The organism is Rhizobium sp. 01T437 (assembly GCF_056398505.1).
Window position 1 is genome coordinate 1 of record NZ_JBFTPM010000001.1, and the last position, 16,845, is coordinate 16,845.

Here is a 16,845-nt window from a genome sequence, read left to right on the forward strand (position 1 = left end):
GGGGACTGCATGATCATGCTCCTTTGTTGAAGAAGCTCGTCATGCTCTGCCCTTGCCGGACGACGTTCAATCCAGGCGCAATCTCCAGCCCGCGCCCTCTACCTCAACCGCAGACGCCCTCCCGCGCAGCGGGTTCGTTCGTCGGCCCCGAGTCGGTCATCTATCGCAAGCCGGCCGGCGTCCGCCAACGGCCCGAAGTCGCTGTCTGCCGATCTTGGCGTAGACGACCGCTTTGCGCCCTCGAAGCCGCCATTTTTATAGGTCTACGCGGATGATTTCCGACGAGTGACGTGTAAGCTGACAAGCCATTGAGCATAGGAGGTAGCGCCAATGACGCGTTTTCTTGCCGTTTACACCATGAAGCCTGAAGACCTTGCGTCCTTCCGAAGCCTGCCCAAAGCCGAGCAGGATGCTATCGACACCGTTGGCATAGCGCAGTGGGCGGCGTGGGAGGAAAAACATGCTGCGTCCATCCTTGATCGGGGTGGCATGGTGGGCAAGACGACGCGCATAACCAGGGATGGCGTCGCCGAAGCCGTGAATCCATTCTGCGGCTATCTCGTGGTTCAGGCGGAAACCGCTGATGCCGCCGCACGAATGTTCGAGGACCATCCGCACATCACCGTGTTTCCTGGTGACGGGGTCGATATCATGCCGTTTKTAACCTGAACTCTTGCGGGCGAGCATCATCCACTTCCGATCATCTCTCCAGGGGAGGCAGCGGATGTCTGTTTCAGGCCCGAAAGCAGACTTAGCGGTCCCGCCGAAATGGATGTAAAATGGATTGCGCAAGTAACTTCTGCCTCGAAAACAGAGGAAATCACATGCAGATAGCCGCCCTGCCAGAACCACCATACTATATGGTTAGCTTCACATCGCAGCGAACAAATGTAGACGATGGTTATGGCGATATTGGTTACGCAATGACCGAACTTGCTAGTCAACAACCGGGGTATCTTGGCTTCGAAAGCGCTCGCGATGCAGATGGCTTCGGAATACTGGTATCATTCTGGAAAGACGAAGACAGTATCCGCGCATGGAAGGCCGTCGTCGACCATGTTGAAGCACAACGAAGAGGCCGCAAAGACTGGTACTCGAAATACGAAATTCGGGTCGCTGTTGTTCAGCGAGCCTACGGGTTTGACAACGGGGGCCAACAGATGGCGAGTGCCACATAATGGAAGCGCAACTCGATAACTGTTAGGTGCCCGGTTGCGGTCATGGTGGCATCTGCTGCCGAATAGTGGATTTTCGCGTGCTGATTGTGTCCTGGTTCGGGGTTCTCCCCGACACATCGATCCGGTCGAAGCCGTCGATCCACCTTCCGGTTTCCGGCAAGCATCAAGCTTTGCCTCCCTCGTGAAACCTTTCGATCGGTAATCCGTTTTCGCTCGCATGACCGACGCAAAACTGAAGCCGAAATCGGTCGACGGCGCCAAGCCTGATGGTGCCGAGGAGACACCCCAGGGGAAGGCATCGACTGTCGAAGTCGCGCCGCCGCCAGATGTTATCGAACCCGATCCGGATCTGACACCGGAGGAGGCCGAGCAGGCGCGCAAGAAATATCTGCTGAAGCGTTTCTGGATCAGCGCCCGCGGCTATTGGGGCCGCAGCGGCGATGGCTTCGCCTGGCCCTGTTCCATCGGGCTGCTGGTCATGATCGGCATGAATGTCGGGTTCCAGTATGGGATCAACAGGTGGAACCGCGGCATATTCGACGCCATAGAGCGGCACGATGCCGCCACCGTCTATTATCTGAGCGCCGTCTTCCTGCCGCTCGTGGCCGGCAGTGTCGTTCTCGTGACGTCGCAAGTCTATGTCCGCATGATGATCCAGCGACATTGGCGCCGCTGGCTGGCGACCGCTCTCATTGCGCGCTGGCTTGCCAACGGCCGTTACTATCAGCTGAACCTCATCGGCGGCGATCACAAGAACCCGGAGGCGCGCATCTCCGAGGATCTGCGGATCGCAACGGAATCGCCCGTCGATTTCACCGCCGGCGTCATCTCGGCCTTTCTCTCGGCTTCGACCTTCATCGTGGTTCTGTGGACGATCGGTGGTGCCCTGACCCTTCCGATCGGCGGGATGTCGATCACCATTCCCGGCTTTCTGGTCGTTACGGCAGTGCTCTACGCTGCGATCACCTCCACGACGATCGCGGTGATCGGCCGGCATTTCGTTAGGGTTTCCGAGGTCAAGAACCAGGTGGAGGCCGAGTTTCGCTACACGCTGACGCATGTGCGCGAAAACGGCGAGAGCATCGCACTTCTCGGCGGCGAGGAGGAGGAGCGCAACGACCTCGACAAGACATTCACCAATGTGCTCCGCCAATGGGCGCAGCTTGCCCACCAGTATATGCGCACGACCTTCGTGTCGCATGGGTCGATGCTGATTGCACCCGTCGTTCCGGTGCTGCTCTGCGCGCCGAAATTTCTCGAAGGTAGCATGACGCTGGGTGAGGTGATGCAGGCTGCGTCAGCCTTTGCCATCGTTCAGACCGCCTTCGGATGGCTGGTCGATAACTATCCGCGGCTTGCCGACTGGAACGCCTGCGCGCGTCGTGTCGCCTCGCTGATGATGTCGCTCGACGGGCTGGAGCGGGCCGAACAGAGCGACGCGCTCGGGCGCATCCAGCATGGCGAGACGGAAGGCGAGGCGATGCTGAGCCTCAACGATCTCGCCGTATCGCTGGACGACGGCACGGCCGTGGTCACGGAAACGCAGGTCGAGATTGAGCCGGGCGAGCGGGTGCTGGTTGCGGGCGAATCCGGTTCGGGCAAGAGCACGCTGGTCCGCGCCATTTCAGGTCTCTGGCCCTGGGGTCGCGGCAGCGTCGATTTCCATGCCGACAGGCAATTGTTCATGCTGCCGCAGCGACCCTATATCCCCTCGGGCACGCTGCGCCGCGCCGTCGCCTATCCCAAGGCCGCTGACGGCTGGCCGCTGGATGAGATCAAAACGGCCCTTCAGAAGGTCGGGCTCGACTATCTGAACGAGAAGCTTGAGGAAGAGGCGCCGTGGGACCAGATCCTGTCAGGCGGCGAAAAGCAGCGGCTGGCCTTCGCGCGCCTGCTGCTCCACAACCCTGACATCATCGTGCTCGATGAGGCGACCTCGGCGCTCGATGAGAAGAGCCAGGACAGGATGATGGAGATGGTGATCGAGGAATTGCCCAAGGTTACCATCGTCAGTGTGGCGCATCGCGCCGAGCTCGAAGTCTTCCATAGCCGCAAGATCACCCTGGAGCGGCGCGAGGGAGGCGCCAAGCTCGTGAGCGATATCGATCTCATCCCGCGCAAGAGAAAACGGAATGTGCTTTCGCGCCTTTTGGAAAGCCCGCGCTCCCTGGCGAAAGGTAGTATGGGCACGAGCGAGGCGGAATTGTCCCGTAAGAAGAAGTGATGTCCCCTTGGCGGGCTTCCAAATCGCAGCCTCCGCGCAGATGGCTTGGCGGAGTTCCGTGCCCGGGCCGGCGCTACCGCGGACGAGCGACGGCTGACAGGAATTCCTGCTTATTCGACAGAATGGTGTCGCCCATGAAGCGGAGGGAGTCGACGGATCGTCTGGCGGCTTCCGCGTCCCCATATCCGCACGCGTCTTCGATCAGGATCGGGACGATGCCGAGGTCGGCGGCGTGGCGGCAAGTCGGCTCTATGCCGATCTCCATCGCAATTCCGCAGATCGCCAATGCCGAAAGACCGGCATCCCGCATGGCGATTTCGAGCGGCGTTCCCGCAAAAGCCGACATTCCGAGCTTGTCGAACACGAAATCCTGCTCCTGCGGATGGAGTTCCGGAATGATCTGAACCGCTTCGCTGTCCCTCGGGAACCACGGCTTCACAGCCTCGGGGTCATCGGTGCGTTGCCATGCCATTGCCATGCGCGTCGCAAACAACCCCATCCAAGGCTTGGGTAGGGAAAGATGGCGGCAGAAGGCAATTCTCATCCCGGCGCGTCTGGCGGCAGCGACAATCTCAACGATGCGACGGCTCGTCTCTTCCGATCCCGCCACCTGCCGGGCAATGCCGATCTGCATATCGTAGACCAGCAATGCGGTTCGATCGGGAGAAAGCCAGTCTGCAAGTGCCGTGGGTATCGTCATTGGCGCGTTCCCTGACAATGGTGACCGCCCTTAAGTAGGGCATGGATCTCCATTTGAACAGCGATCCGACGCTCGCGCGGTCCAGTTGCCGCTATCGGCGAAAAGAGAATGCTCTGACGATCCTGATGCCATCCGGGTCTCAGCGTCTGCAGAATTCGAAGACAGGGCAGCATTTGGCTCGCCTGCCTCTGATCGGCAAATGGCCGCAAGGGCGCATTTCCGCCTGCCGCATATTGAATTATAGCAATGTATTGAGTACAAATTATTATTAACTGCTAATAATAAAGAATTCACGGATTTACTCTATAAAAAGGGATAAGCGAAAGAGGGAGGGGCCTCTGTTTATTGTATCGGTATTGGATGAAGGTGAAGAGAGAAACTTCGTTGCCGTCGGCTTACACATTAGCGGCAACCAGATTCACATCGACGTTGGCGGCTGCGAGCACCATTTCAAACTCGCCGACCTGATCGACATTCTCTCGGTCGAACATCATCGCGCCCATGACATCGATGGGCGCGTGCGCACGGCTGCGCTGTGCCATTAAACGCGCCTGCTGGCGTGTGTCGAACGCTCCCGACGTTTAACCGCAAATTTGGAAGGTAATCGCGTGCTCATCATTCGGCCGGCGGAGGCGGCGAACCAGGCGGATATCGTGCGCCTGTGGCATGAGGGGTGGCATGATGCCCACGCCGCCCTCGTTCCGCCCGCGGTTCTGGCCTTTAGAAAGATAGGCGATTTCGGGACGTGGCTCAGCGAAGCGCGAGACGCTTTTTACGTCGCCGTGGACAGTGAACTGCAAGGGTTCGTGTCGATAAAAGGCTCGGAAATCGTCAAGCTCTATGTCGGCAGGCGTGCGCGCGGCCAAGGCCTGGCGCAAGACCTGTTGTCCTTCGCGGAACGAAAGGTCTCGGAAAACGGCGTGCGGGAGGCCGAGCTCTTTTGTACGGCGGGCAACATTCGCGCCGAGAATTTCTACCAGCGACAGGGATGGGTGCTGTCCCGGACGTTTGAAGATTTTCTATGGGTGCCAAAAGGCATTGCCGACCGGTTTGCGGTACAAACGCATCGCTTTCAGAAAAACCTGATGTCATCGGCATCGTAGAGCACCGCAAGACAGAGGATGCGCGACCTCTATCGACATTCTCTCGATCGAACATCATCGCGCCCATGATATCGAAGGGCGCGTGCGCGGTGTTGCGTTATCCATTGACCATGATCCTACCCAGCATCGACTGCCTGCCGGGCCTTGGCCGCGCCCGGACTGCTAGGGCAATTCCAGCCAAAGTGCGCAGCGGTTTTGCGTCCGGAATCGCTCCAGGAGACCGTTTGGAAACGGGGTGGCGGTTTGAGGCGGTCCATGATTCAAGCTTCCGATGTCGACAGCAGCGAATTCGCCTGGACGGCTGTCGGTGTTGGGGCGCCTCAAACGTCCTTTGTTCGACGAGGCGACACCTCGCAGATTGAAACGACAGCTTGGAGATGGAAAACATGGCGCTCAAGCGGATGGACAATGTAGGAATCGTCGTCGAAGACCTCGGAGAGGCGATTGATTTCTTTCGCGAACTTGGCCTCGAGCTCGAAGGGCGGGCCATGGTCGAAGGAGAATGGGCCGGACGTATCACCGGACTGGGCGATCAGCATGTCGAGATTGCCATGATGCGCACACCTGATGGCCATAGCCGGCTCGAGCTCTCCCGCTTCCTCAAGCCTGATGTCGTCGCAGATCACCGCAACGCCCCGGTCAACGCGCTCGGCTACCTCCGCGTCATGTTCGCCGTCGATGACATCGACGAGACGCTTGAAAGGCTGCGCACGCGCGGCGCGCAGCTCGTCGGCGACGTCGTCCAGTATAGAGACGCGTATCGGCTCTGCTACATCCGTGGGCCTGAAGGGATTCTCATCGGATTAGCCCAGGAACTCGGCTGAGCGCATCCTCCACGATTGGCGGGATCGCGGCCTGTCCATTTCCCTGCGATCGGAGGGGACAGGCCGCCGTCGCAGGGCGCTATTTCAGCGGCAGAAACAGGTCCGCGACCGCCTCATGCTCCGGCACTTCCGCAGGGAAGCTCAGCCGCTGGCAATAGATCGGGAAGTCGCGTGCTTCCTCGCCGCTCGCCGGAAGCCAGTCGCGATAGAGGTAGAGCGCGGCGGGTTCCAGATTGTCGGTATTGCCGATGACGCGAAGTACCGCACAGCGCCCGCCAGGGATCTCGCCGGCCTTGATCTCACCGCCATCAGCCTCGATCGGCTGGCCGGTCCCGACACAAAGGTCGACGCTGTAATCTGCAGGCGACGCCGGACGCCGCTCGGAACGCCAGACGGTGAAGGTCGGGCTTGTCCTGGGGTGCAGGCCGGCGGCCTTGCGCCAGGCGATGAACCGCTGGATGCTGGTGCCGAGCGTTGCCGGATCGCCCCGATGCTCTATGATCGCCACCGGTATGGCGGGCACATCGCGTATCGTCACGTCGTCATCACTAAAAGTCTTCTGCATGAGCTTGCTCCTTGCGTTGTCGAAAGGCCCGAAGGCCGCAAGCCACGGCTCCCAGTCGGGAGACTTCCGGAACGACGAAGGCGATTGCCCGAACCGTTGCCGAAAGGCGCGGGCAAAGGCATCCGGTGCATCATAACCGGCGTCCATCGCTATGTCGGTGACGCTCTCTGCATCCCTGTAGGCCAGCCGGTATGAAGCGCGCTTCATGCGGGCGAGCTGGATATAGCGATGCAGGGACAGACCGAAGGTCGCCGTGAACTGCCGGTGCAGATGATATTTCGAGTAGGCCGCGACGCTGCTCAGCGCGTCCAGGTCCAGATCGTCGTCCAGATGCCGGTCTATGTGATCCAGCACCCGCTGCATCCGGGCATGGTAGTTCTGAAGCGCCGCCTTCATCGTTCCGTCCTCCGTGGCCGCACCAACTAAGCGCAGGCAGACATGACGCGCTCGACCGATCTTGCGGTTTTGTCACGGGTCGCAGACCGTCGACAATGGCGAAAAGGGGGAGGCGGATCGTTGTTGACCGATGTCAAAGACTGCGCCGGTTCGGACCGCTACCGTTGTGACATCCATCACGGAGGACAGCCATCATGGCCATTACGACAGTTCTTGGTATCCTCAAGAGCAACAAATACGAGCAGGACCTGAAAAGCGCGACGAGCTTCTGCGCCACTTATGGGGCACATCTGACCGCGCTCGCCGTTTCCATCGGTGCGGCCCCGTCACTCGGTCAATACGATGCCATCTCCACCATCTGGCTGGATGAGCGGCAGCGGGAGATCGACGAACTCGCGACGACGGCTGCGAAAATAAAGGAGGTGCTTGCAGACAGCGACCTCTCGTTCGAAGTCCAGGATCTCTACACGGAATTTGCATGGGCCGACGAGGATATCGCCCAGCGCGCACTCTATGCCGATATCGTGCTTCTGGGACCTGACGCGGCCGAGGATGCCGACCTCAGAAAGCGGATCTTCGATGGCGCGCTCTTCCAGGCGCCGACGCCGATCCTGATCAACCGCGGGCGAAAGGCCGTCACCACGTCGCCAAGGGCTGTTGTGCTGGCATGGGATTCCAGCAACGAGGCGGCGCGGGCCGCCCGCCAGTCGCTCGATCTTCTGGAAAGAGCCGAGATCGTTCATGTGACCATGGTCGACCCGGTCGCGCGCATGCGCACGAACGGCGAAGAGCCGGGTGCCGATATAGCAGCCTTCCTTGCCCGCCATGGCGTCAACGTCCAGGTCGATCGCCTTTCGAGCGAAGGCAGGAGCGCGGACGCGATCATCACCAGGCATGCGGTGGATATGGGCGCAGACCTGATTGTCATGGGCGCCTACAACCACCCGAGATGGCAGCAGAGCCTGTTCGGCGGCGTGACCCGCAGGATGATCGAGGAGTGCCAGCTGCCATTGTTCCTCGCCCACTGAGCCGCCCGCTCGGGAGACCAGAGAACCGATTAAGTTCGTCGCCGTCATCTGAGATCCCGATGGGCGCAGTTGACGGCGACATCGTCTGTTTCTGCCGGTTCCCCGGCAGGCTCAGGACTCATTGACTGGAGCCGGACGATGACGGCGCGGCGATACGGATCGGCGCCTTGTACCCCATTTGTAGCCCTTGGAAATCTCTCCAATCCAATGGAAGATCATCCCGCTCTAGCTTTAGAGGGGGAGACTTTGATGGAAAACCATGAGCCGTTTTTACGCGAGGCGATTGCGCTCTCGAAATCCGCGGTGGAACAGGGAGACGAACCGTTCGGCTCCGTGCTGGTGAAGGACGGCAAAGTCATCCTGCGCGCCGAAAACAGCGTCTTCACCGGTCACGATATGACGAACCACGCCGAGATGAACCTGATCAAACTGGCGGCACAGCATTACGACACTGCATATCTTGCCGACTGCACGCTCTACACCAGCACGGAGCCGTGCGCGATGTGCTCCGGGGCGATTTACTGGTCCGGCATCGGGCGTATGGTGTTTGCGTGCTCCGAAGCGCGGCTTGGCGAGATTGCCGGGATCGGGTTGAACGTGCCGAGCCGGTCGGTGTTGCAAACCGGCGCGCGCATCGTCACTGTCGATGGACCGAACCTCGAAGACGAAGCCGCCGAAGTCCATCAGGAATTCTGGCCGAAGCATCTGGGCAAGGCTTAGAGCCTCAGCTCAGCTGAAGCGCTTTAGCGCAGCGCCCGCAGCGCGTTCAGGATCACGGCCACATCGATTACCTCCTGCAGCATGGCCCCCGTGACCGGTGGCAGGAAACCGGCGCCGGCGAATATCATGGCGACGAGCGAGAGGCCGATGCCCGCGAAAATGCTCTGGACGGCGATGGCGCGGGAGCGTCTGGCTATTTCGATGGCCGAGGCGATCCTGCCCAGATCGTTGCGGATCAGGACGATGTCGGCGGCTTCGGCTGCAGCTGCAAGATTGGTGGCGCCAACGGCGATGCCGACATCGGCTGCTGCGAGTGCGGGAGCATCGTTGACGCCGTCGCCGACCATGAGAACCTTTCCGCCCAGGCGTTTACTCGCCTCGCGTTCCCTGGCGATGACCTCGACCTTCTCGACGGGGGACAATCGCGCCTCGACGGCATCCAGCGACAGCGAGCCGGCAATAGCGGCGGCGACGCTGCGCTCATCGCCGCTCGCAAGCACGATCCTGCCAAAACCCAGCTTGCGGAGCTTGGCCACAAGTTCGACGGCATCGCCACGCAGGCGATCCTCGAAGCCGATTTCGCCGGCAAGCCGGCCATTGATGAAGACGCTTGCCTGCATTGTGCCTTTTTTCTCGGGGGCACGCGGCGGCCTGCCATCGGGCGTGAAATAGGTATCGCCGCCAACGCTCACCCTGATACCGTCGACAAGCCCGGAGATGCCGGCGCCCGGAAGCTCCGTCACCTCCACCGGGCGTGACAGGACCAAGTTGCGTTTCTGCGCCTCCCTGACGATCGCGCGGCCGACGACATGCGAGGATGCCTGGTCCAGCGAGGCGGCAAGCCGCAAGATCCTGTCCGGGCCTTCCGGCCCGTCGATCGAGACGACCTCGGGATCGCCCGCCGTCAGCGTGCCGGTCTTGTCGAAGACCGCGACGGAGGCGTCGGCCAGGATCTCCAGCGGCCCTGCACCCTTCACCAGCACACCCGCCTTTGCTGCCTTCGAGGTTCCGGCCGCAAGGGCGACGGGAACGGCGAGGATCAGCGGGCAGGGGGTCGCAACGACGAGAACCGCGACGATCCGCGCCATGTCACCGGACAGGATGGCGGCGCCGAGCGCGATTGCCAGCGTCAGCAGAAGAAAGGCGATTGCATATCGATCGGCCAGCCGCGCTATCTGCGCCTTGGAACGCTTCGATGCTTCGACCAGTTTGACGATGCCGGAATAGGTACTGTCCTCGGCGCGGCTTTCCACCCTGATCTCGATCGCGTCCCCGGCATTGGTGGCGCCGCTCGAAATCCGCTCGCCGCCGGAGACGATGACCGGAAAGGCTTCGCCGGTCAGGACGGATTGATCGATCGATGCATGGCCTGTCATCAGCGTGCCGTCTGCGGGGATGACGTCGCCTCTGCGGATCATCAGCACATCACCCACTGCAAGTTCCGGAATGGGGACTTCTTCGATACCATTCTGGCGCAGGCGAAGTGCCGTTCGCGGCACCTGCGCCAGCAAGGCCGTCATGCCTTCGTCGGCACGCCGATGCGCATAGGCTTCCAGAAACTGGCCGCCGGCATACATGAGGGCGACGATCGCTCCTGCAAGATATTCGCCGAACCAGAGGGTCGCCCCCATAGCGAGCGCGGCGATCAGGTCGAGACCGAGATCGCCGTTTCTGAGCTTGGCAAAGATGTCGATCAACAGGAATGCGAGAGCAGTGCAGGTGCTTGCCGCCAGCACGAACCGGCTTGCAGAACCGTAGCCAAGCAGGAACAGACAGAGAGCCAACAACAGACCGATGAGGGATGCCGACGCCATGATCGTCGACCTCAGGCCGATGCTGGGCATCCATGCCGGCAATTCCCCGAAAATGCGAATTCGGGGATAAGCCTTCGTCTCGTCCAGAACGCTCATGGTCGCACGCCTCCCATTTTCCTTTCGGGTGCGCAGGATCGATGCTCTGAAATCGCTGCCCGACACCGGTTACGCGCCCGGGAATTTGGCACAATAACAGGATTTTTCCTTGATCTCTCTCAAGCTGCGCCTGCCTGGCCGTAGAGGGCCGGCAACCGAGGCACGAGTGCCGCATCTGCGAGTTCCGGAACCCTTAATGGGCGCTGCAGGCTTTCAATGCGGCGCCTCGTCCATGGCTGACCTGTTTCTGCCGAACGTATACGACCATCACTTGTCTATTAGGTTTCGCTGCATTAGGTTATGCAAGATTTAGTTGCATTCATTGTGCCAGATCGACAGGTCAATGGATGGCGAAGCGATACCTTCGGATGACACCATGATCTGGAACCATCGCATCACACGCATCACCGTTGGTCTGCTGCTGCTGGCAATCATCGCTGTCGTCTCATTGCCAGCGATTACCGGCTTTACGAGCCTTGATGGCACCGTCAATGCGCGGTTCGCTGTTGTCAATGCTCCTATCGACGGCACGATTGCGGAAGAACCGCTCAAGGTCGGTAGCCCGGTCAGAGGGGGGCAATCCCTCGCAGAAATCAGAAATACGCGCGTCAATCGCGCAATCCTCGCTTCGCTCGAGGCAGATCGCAACACGGCGCTCGACCGCGTCTCGGCACTTAAAAAGGAACGGGAGGAGCTTTCCGCGCTTCGCGAAGAATTATCTGCCAGATTGGAAGTCTACAAGCAGACTACCATTGCCAATCTCGAACGCGAAGTCGAAATCCTGCGGAAGAAAGTCGAGGTGTCGCAAGCGCAGGATCTGGTCGCGCAGGTCGACCTGAACCGTCGGATGGAGCTCGAGTCAAAAGGCATACTTACGCAGAAGCTGGTTGAGGCCGCGCGCGCCGCGGGAGCTGCGACCGGCGGCGAAGTCGAAATCAGCAATCTAACTGTCGAGCAATTGCAACAAAGGCTCAATGCGGTCCGCCAGGGAATCTTTGTCTTCGGCGACGGGCAGAATGACGTGCCATATTCGCGACAGCGCGAGGACGAGGTTGTCGTTCGCATCAACGACTTGAACTCACGCATCGCGGAAAATGAGACAAAAGCCACTGAAGTTCAAAAGCAGTTGGTCGAAGAGGGAAACCGTGTCGACAGCCTTGAATCCGCAACCGCGATAGCGCCGTTCGACGGCGTTGTTTGGAGCAGGAGTATCGTCGACGGTTCGAACGTCGTGCTGAACGACGAGCTGATGCGCCTCCTCGACTGTCGAGAGCTATTTGTGGATATCCTTGTTCCCGAGGTCAATTACGACGAGATCTATCCTGGACTTGTCGCGCAGGTGCGCTTGTTCGGTCGCAGCGATGTCTTCAAGGGCACGGTCATTTCTGTCAGAGGCAACTCGGCTTTGGTCGAGACCGATTCCTTTGCCGCCAGTTTGCCGCCGTCGACACAGCGCAATGCCCGTATTCGGGTTCGCCTTGATCCATCCTTCATGAACGACGATTTCGCGAACTCCTGCCAAGTTGGGCGCACAGTGCAGGTACGGTTTTCCAAGCATGGCATAGACGTGTCCAACTGGGTCAAAAGCCTGTGGTTCAGTATCTTGTAGCGCTGGCTCCGACATTTCTCGTTTTAGCCTTCTTTTTCCTGGGGCCATTCAATTGGTCGCGCCATCACAGCTGGACACGGGCGGTGACCTGCGCGTTTGTCGCAGCAGTCGCATTGCGATACATGTTCTGGCGCTTGGCGGAGACAGTGCTTCCCTATCCCAACGACGGTGCGAATTTCTACTGGGTTTGGATCCTCTTCGTCGTGGAGATTCTGGCCTGCGTCGAGGTCATCCTTTTTCTGGTATTGATGAGCCGCTACGTCGACCGGAGCGCAGAAGCGGACAGGCTGGCGAGCGTTTTCTTTGCGCGAGAGCAACGTGAACTTCCGACTGTCGATGTTTTCATTCCCACCTATAATGAGCCGCTCGACGTGCTCGAGCGAACCATCATCGGCGCTCTGTCGCTGGATTATCCTTCCGACAAATTGAATGTGTATGTGCTTGACGATCAACGCCGAGACTGGCTGAAGGCCTATTGCGAAGAGAAGAACGCCATCCACGTCACTCGCGGCGACAACAAGCACGCCAAAGCAGGCAATATGAACAATGGGCTGAAGGTCAGCTCGGGCGAGTTTATTGCAGTCTTCGACGCCGATTTTGTTCCCTATCGACATTTCCTTCGCCGGACTCTGCCCTTCTTCAGCGATGAAAGCATCGGCATCGTCCAGACACCTCAGCACTTCTTCAATGTCGATCCGGTGCAATCGAACTTGGGTTTGGAGAATATCTGGCCAGACGAGCAGCGCTTGTTCTTCGACGAGATCGCGCCCAGCAGAGACGCCTGGGACGTCAGCTTCTGCTGCGGGTCATGCTCGATTGCCCGCCGCAAGGCCGTTGACGCGATAGGAGGGTTTCCGACGGAGTCGATCACGGAAGATCTGCTGACAACTCTTTCCATGCTCAACAAAGGCTACAAAACGCGCTACCTGAACGAGCGGCTGTCGATGGGATTGGCTGCCGAAAACCTGACCGGTTATTTTGTGCAGCGCGAACGGTGGTGCCAGGGAGGAATTCAAACCCTTTACCTTTATAACGGCCCGCTGCGCGGCCCGGGATTGACGCTCTTTCAACGGATCATGTTCCTGCCCGCATCATGGCTCGTGCAATATCTGGTCCGCTTCATGATATTGCTTGTTCCCATCGTCTATCTCTGGTTCGGCCTGATCCCGCTTTATTTCACTGATATCGCCGATTATGTGGCCCATCAGGTGCCGCTGCTGGCGGCGTATTTTCTGCTTATGCTGTGGATCACCCCGACGCGCTATCTGCCTGTGATTTCCAGTGCCGTCGGAACCTTTGCGACATTTCGCATGTTGCCTACCGTGGTCTCCAGCCTGGTGCGACCATTTGGCAAGCCGTTCAGGGTAACGCCAAAGGGCAGTGGCAACGAGTCGAACCAGTTCGACCGCTACAGCTTCGCCTGGATCGCAAGCATGATTACGGTCACCGTCTTTGGTCTGCTGGTCAACATCGTACCGGAAACGTCGCATGTACAAGGCCAGTTTTCACCGGTCGCGGCCTGGTGGGCAGGTATCAATATCGTCGTCTTGCTCATCGCGTCACTCATCTGCTTTGAGAAACCCCGGCGCCTGTTTCATGCGTTCAAGCTCGATGAACCCGCTGTAGTAGACGATGTCCCTGGCCAAATCGTAAGTTTGGCACTGGACAAGGCGGTCGTTGCAGTCCCCACCATGGCCCGATTTCAATCCAAATCCGTCGTGCTTAAACTGCCCGGCTTTGCTCCGTTCAAATCAGAGCTCAAACAGGTCACCCAACGACGCAGGAGCATAAGTCGCAGCGGTGACAAGCAATCTTACTACCTGCACCTGTATTTCGAACTCAGTGGCTCTGCTCGCGACAGCATGATTGTGAAACTCTACACTGGTCAGTATTCGCAGGACATTCGCGACATCGATAAAGTCGCGGTCTCTCTTAATCTTCTTCTGCGGTCGTTCGGGCGAACGCGCACGTTGTAGTCGACCGTCAAAGCGCGGATCGTCCGCGACCATGTGCCGGAAGCGGCAAATGTCCCACCGGCCTGCCATCGCCTCGCCGTTGCCAATCGCAAAACATCCGAGCCTGCGAATATGCTACATTGCGTCATCGCGTGCTTCTGTTGCGGGAGGGATCGAGAATGCAGCGCAAGCTGGCTACGATCATGGTCGGGGATTTCGTCGGCTCCACCACGGCAATGGAATCAGATGAGGAAGGCGCGATTGCCCGGATCGATACTGTCCTCGAGACTGTTCGCATGGTCGTCCAGCGCCATGACGGCCGTGTCTTCGGCACGGCGGGTGACGCCTTGCTTGCCGAGTTCGCCAGCCCCGTCAATGCGCTCAGGTCTGCTATCGAGGCGCGTGCCGAGATCGCTGCCCTTCCCGGAGCGAGCGGCGGCGATATGCGGTTCGGCCTCCATCTCGCTGATGTCGTCGTCGTCGGCTCGGACCTGCGCGGCGATGGGGTCAACATCGCCGCGCGCATCGAGGCGTCTGCGCCACCTGGCGCGATCGAGGTTTCAGGGCTGCTTTACGATCAGGTCCGGCGGGTCTCGCCTTGCGGATTCGAAGACATCGGCGAAAGGCAGCTGAAGGGAATTTTGGAGCCGATCCGGATTTACCGGGTCACTGAACTGGTGGATCGTCACGTCTTTCAGTTCGCTCCGACGCGATCCGCCCCCAATGCTGCCCAATCTCCCCGGACCAACTCGATTGCAGTAGCTCGGTTCGACGTGGCGCCCGGCGCTGTTGCAGATCAATGTTTCCTGGCGGAGGGCATTACCGACGACCTGACGCTCGAACTCAGCCGCCTGAGGGGCCTGTTTGTCAGTTCGCGCTCGGCGGCAACCGCGCTGACGACGAAAGATCCCGTCGAAATCGGCCGCCTTCTCGGCGTCGGCTATGTCATCAGCGGCTCGATCCGGCAGGTGGGCGACGACCTGCGGGTCAACATCGCGCTTACCGAGACGGGAGAAGGGCTCGTCATCTGGTCGGATCGTATCAAGCGTCCGTTTCGCGAATTGCTCGATGTGCTGGACGAGATCATCGCTCGTGTTGCAGCAACCGTGTCCGGACGGGTCGAGCAGTCGGAACTTGCGGCAGCACGGCTGAAACGCCCGGAGAATATGACGGCCTATGAATATTATCTGCGTGGTCTGGACCATCACCGCCTGATTGGCGTGTCGGATATTCACGTGCACGAAGCCATGGCCTGGTTCGAGCGGTCAATGGCTGCCGATCCCGGTTTCGGCCGTCCCTTCGCAATGCATGTCTGCTCGTGGAGCAACCTGCCAAGCTTTGACCTCAATAGGGCCGAACAGCAGGTTGCGCACGCACTCGCCCTCGACCCGTCCGACCCGGAAGCCCATCGCATCATGGGCGCGATCAAGATGAAATCGGGCGACTTCGTTTCGGCGCGGTACCATCACATTCGTGCCCACGAACTCGCTCCGAACGACGCCTATATTCTCGGCCGCAGCGCGGCATTCTATGTCTATGCCGGGGAGGCCGAGCGCGCCCTCGAAATGCTTGATCGCGCCGAGACGCTTGATCCCTTCCTGCCGGTCTGGATCACCGAAGAGCGGGTTGCGGCCCTCTACGCGTTGAGCCGTTTCGAAGACATGATGCGCGTCGCCCTGACGCTGCCCTTCCAGACCAGGCGCAAGTCGCTCTACCAGGTTGCCGCAAGCATGGCCTGCGGCGACGCTGGAAAGGCTGAATTCCTGGTTCGGCAGGCACTTTCTCTCGATCCGAGCCTGTCGGCGGTCTACATCCGGATGCAGGAGACCTATGCAGACGAGGCCGTCACCGAAACCCTTGTTGAGCGGAATTGCGATGCCGGCCTGCCGTTGACGCCGCGCAAGCCCGCAGCCCGGAAGAAGTCACTCTTGTTGAGATGATGATCGCCAGAGCATCCAGCTCGACTGTTGGGGATCTCTTCAAAAAGCTTGTTGCAGGCACTGGCCGGCAGCCGAGGCAGTGTGCCGCATCCGCGCTATCAGCCGATGGGGGACATCCGGCGCCAGGTGCGATACAGGGATCGCCTTGATTCAACGCGCATTGCCAGAGGGGAAGATGATGAGCGATCGGACCATGATCGTCCTGGACAAGGGCGCTTCACGATTTCACTTCAGGGTGGCGGCGCTGATCTGGCGGGAAGGGCGCATCCTGATCCATCGGGCCGTCAGCGATCCGTTCTGGGCGCTTCCGGGCGGCAGGGTGGAGTTTCATGAAGCGGCGGCCGAGGCGCTGGCCCGGGAGATCGAGGAAGAGCTTGGAAGCGGTTCGACCATCGGTCCTCTGCGCTTGCTGATCGAGAACTTCTTCGAGCTTGGCGGCAGGAAAGCCCATGAGCTGGGATTCTACTACGATGTGGAACTGCACGCACCGCCACCGATGATCGAGAACGAGATCGTTTATCGCGGCGCGGAAGACAATGTCGGTCTGGAATTTCGCTGGGCGCTGCCGGAGCAGTTGTCAGGCTTCGATCTCAAGCCGGCAGCCCTGATACCGCTGATTACGCAGACGCCATCAGGCTTTACGCATGTGGTCCATCGGGACGGCGCGGCGACCGCTTTTATGCCTTGAGTGCT

General features: G+C 59.8%; 15 protein-coding genes. 11 read left to right on the plus strand and 4 right to left on the minus strand.

The annotated features are described in order from the left end of the window. Positions 1–330: 330 nt before the first annotated feature. The 3 genes from AC1DM5_RS00005 (at position 331) to AC1DM5_RS00015 (ending at position 3,402) form a co-directional block, all read left to right on the plus strand. Positions 331–669 carry a hypothetical protein gene (locus tag AC1DM5_RS00005; protein WP_477974411.1) on the plus strand — a complete coding sequence of 113 codons (339 nt, stop codon included), beginning with the start codon at positions 331–333 and terminating at the stop codon, positions 667–669. A 155-nt stretch (positions 670–824) separates the two neighbouring features. After that, positions 825–1,178 (plus strand): antibiotic biosynthesis monooxygenase family protein, encoded by a 354-nt coding sequence (locus AC1DM5_RS00010; protein ID WP_477822975.1) that lies wholly within the window; start codon positions 825–827, stop codon positions 1,176–1,178. A 217-nt stretch (positions 1,179–1,395) separates the two neighbouring features. Beyond that, the gene (locus tag AC1DM5_RS00015; protein WP_477974413.1) at positions 1,396–3,402 is read left to right on the plus strand and encodes an ABC transporter ATP-binding protein/permease; all 2,007 of its coding nucleotides are present in this window, start codon (positions 1,396–1,398) and stop codon (positions 3,400–3,402) included. 73 nt (positions 3,403–3,475) lie between these two features. Here AC1DM5_RS00015 and AC1DM5_RS00020 read toward each other — a convergent pair whose 3' ends face one another. Both AC1DM5_RS00020 and AC1DM5_RS00025 read right to left on the minus strand, forming a co-directional pair. Then, the gene (locus tag AC1DM5_RS00020; RefSeq protein ID WP_477822977.1) at positions 3,476–4,102 is read right to left on the minus strand and encodes a cysteine hydrolase family protein; all 627 of its coding nucleotides are present in this window, start codon (positions 4,100–4,102) and stop codon (positions 3,476–3,478) included. A 395-nt stretch (positions 4,103–4,497) separates the two neighbouring features. Then, positions 4,498–4,644 (minus strand): hypothetical protein, encoded by a 147-nt coding sequence (locus tag AC1DM5_RS00025; RefSeq protein WP_477822978.1) that lies wholly within the window; start codon positions 4,642–4,644, stop codon positions 4,498–4,500. 66 nt (positions 4,645–4,710) lie between these two features. Here AC1DM5_RS00025 and AC1DM5_RS00030 point away from each other — a divergent pair, with 66 nt between their 5' ends. Further along, the gene (locus tag AC1DM5_RS00030; RefSeq protein WP_477822979.1) at positions 4,711–5,205 is read left to right on the plus strand and encodes an N-acetyltransferase family protein; all 495 of its coding nucleotides are present in this window, start codon (positions 4,711–4,713) and stop codon (positions 5,203–5,205) included. 386 nt (positions 5,206–5,591) lie between these two features. After that, positions 5,592–6,029, plus strand: coding sequence for a VOC family protein (locus AC1DM5_RS00035; RefSeq protein ID WP_477822980.1), 438 nt, complete (start codon positions 5,592–5,594; stop codon positions 6,027–6,029). A gap of 79 nt (positions 6,030–6,108) precedes the next feature. Here AC1DM5_RS00035 and AC1DM5_RS00040 read toward each other — a convergent pair whose 3' ends face one another. Next, positions 6,109–6,990, minus strand: a complete 882-nt coding sequence (locus AC1DM5_RS00040; RefSeq protein ID WP_477822981.1) for an AraC family transcriptional regulator — start codon at positions 6,988–6,990, stop codon at positions 6,109–6,111. A 194-nt stretch (positions 6,991–7,184) separates the two neighbouring features. Between AC1DM5_RS00040 and AC1DM5_RS00045 the strand changes: the two genes are divergently transcribed. Both AC1DM5_RS00045 and AC1DM5_RS00050 read left to right on the plus strand, forming a co-directional pair. Further along, positions 7,185–8,018 (plus strand): universal stress protein, encoded by an 834-nt coding sequence (locus AC1DM5_RS00045; protein ID WP_477974415.1) that lies wholly within the window; start codon positions 7,185–7,187, stop codon positions 8,016–8,018. 249 nt (positions 8,019–8,267) lie between these two features. Then, positions 8,268–8,738: a nucleoside deaminase gene (locus AC1DM5_RS00050; protein ID WP_477823021.1), complete on the plus strand. Its 471-nt coding sequence runs from the start codon at positions 8,268–8,270 to the stop codon at positions 8,736–8,738. A 23-nt stretch (positions 8,739–8,761) separates the two neighbouring features. Here the strand turns inward: AC1DM5_RS00050 and AC1DM5_RS00055 are convergent, their stop codons facing one another. After that, on the minus strand, positions 8,762–10,582 hold the full coding sequence (locus AC1DM5_RS00055; protein WP_477823022.1) for a heavy metal translocating P-type ATPase: 1,821 nt from the start codon (positions 10,580–10,582) through the stop codon (positions 8,762–8,764). 442 nt (positions 10,583–11,024) lie between these two features. Here AC1DM5_RS00055 and AC1DM5_RS00060 point away from each other — a divergent pair, with 442 nt between their 5' ends. The 4 genes from AC1DM5_RS00060 to AC1DM5_RS00075 all read left to right on the plus strand — a co-directional run bounded on the left by AC1DM5_RS00060 (position 11,025) and on the right by AC1DM5_RS00075 (position 16,840). Continuing rightward, a complete protein-coding gene (locus AC1DM5_RS00060; RefSeq protein ID WP_477822983.1) occupies positions 11,025–12,257 on the plus strand; it encodes an HlyD family secretion protein in 1,233 nt (410 codons plus the stop codon). Further along, complete coding sequence (locus tag AC1DM5_RS00065) at positions 12,239–14,233, plus strand: glycosyltransferase family 2 protein (RefSeq protein ID WP_477822984.1); 1,995 nt, start codon at positions 12,239–12,241, stop codon at positions 14,231–14,233. Before AC1DM5_RS00060 ends, AC1DM5_RS00065 begins: the two co-directional genes overlap by 19 nt. A gap of 158 nt (positions 14,234–14,391) precedes the next feature. Next, the gene (locus AC1DM5_RS00070) at positions 14,392–16,152 is read left to right on the plus strand and encodes an adenylate/guanylate cyclase domain-containing protein (RefSeq protein WP_477822985.1); all 1,761 of its coding nucleotides are present in this window, start codon (positions 14,392–14,394) and stop codon (positions 16,150–16,152) included. Between the two features lie 178 nt (positions 16,153–16,330). Continuing rightward, positions 16,331–16,840 carry an NUDIX domain-containing protein gene (locus AC1DM5_RS00075; RefSeq protein ID WP_477822986.1) on the plus strand — a complete coding sequence of 170 codons (510 nt, stop codon included), beginning with the start codon at positions 16,331–16,333 and terminating at the stop codon, positions 16,838–16,840. The last annotated feature ends 5 nt before the right edge of the window (positions 16,841–16,845 follow it).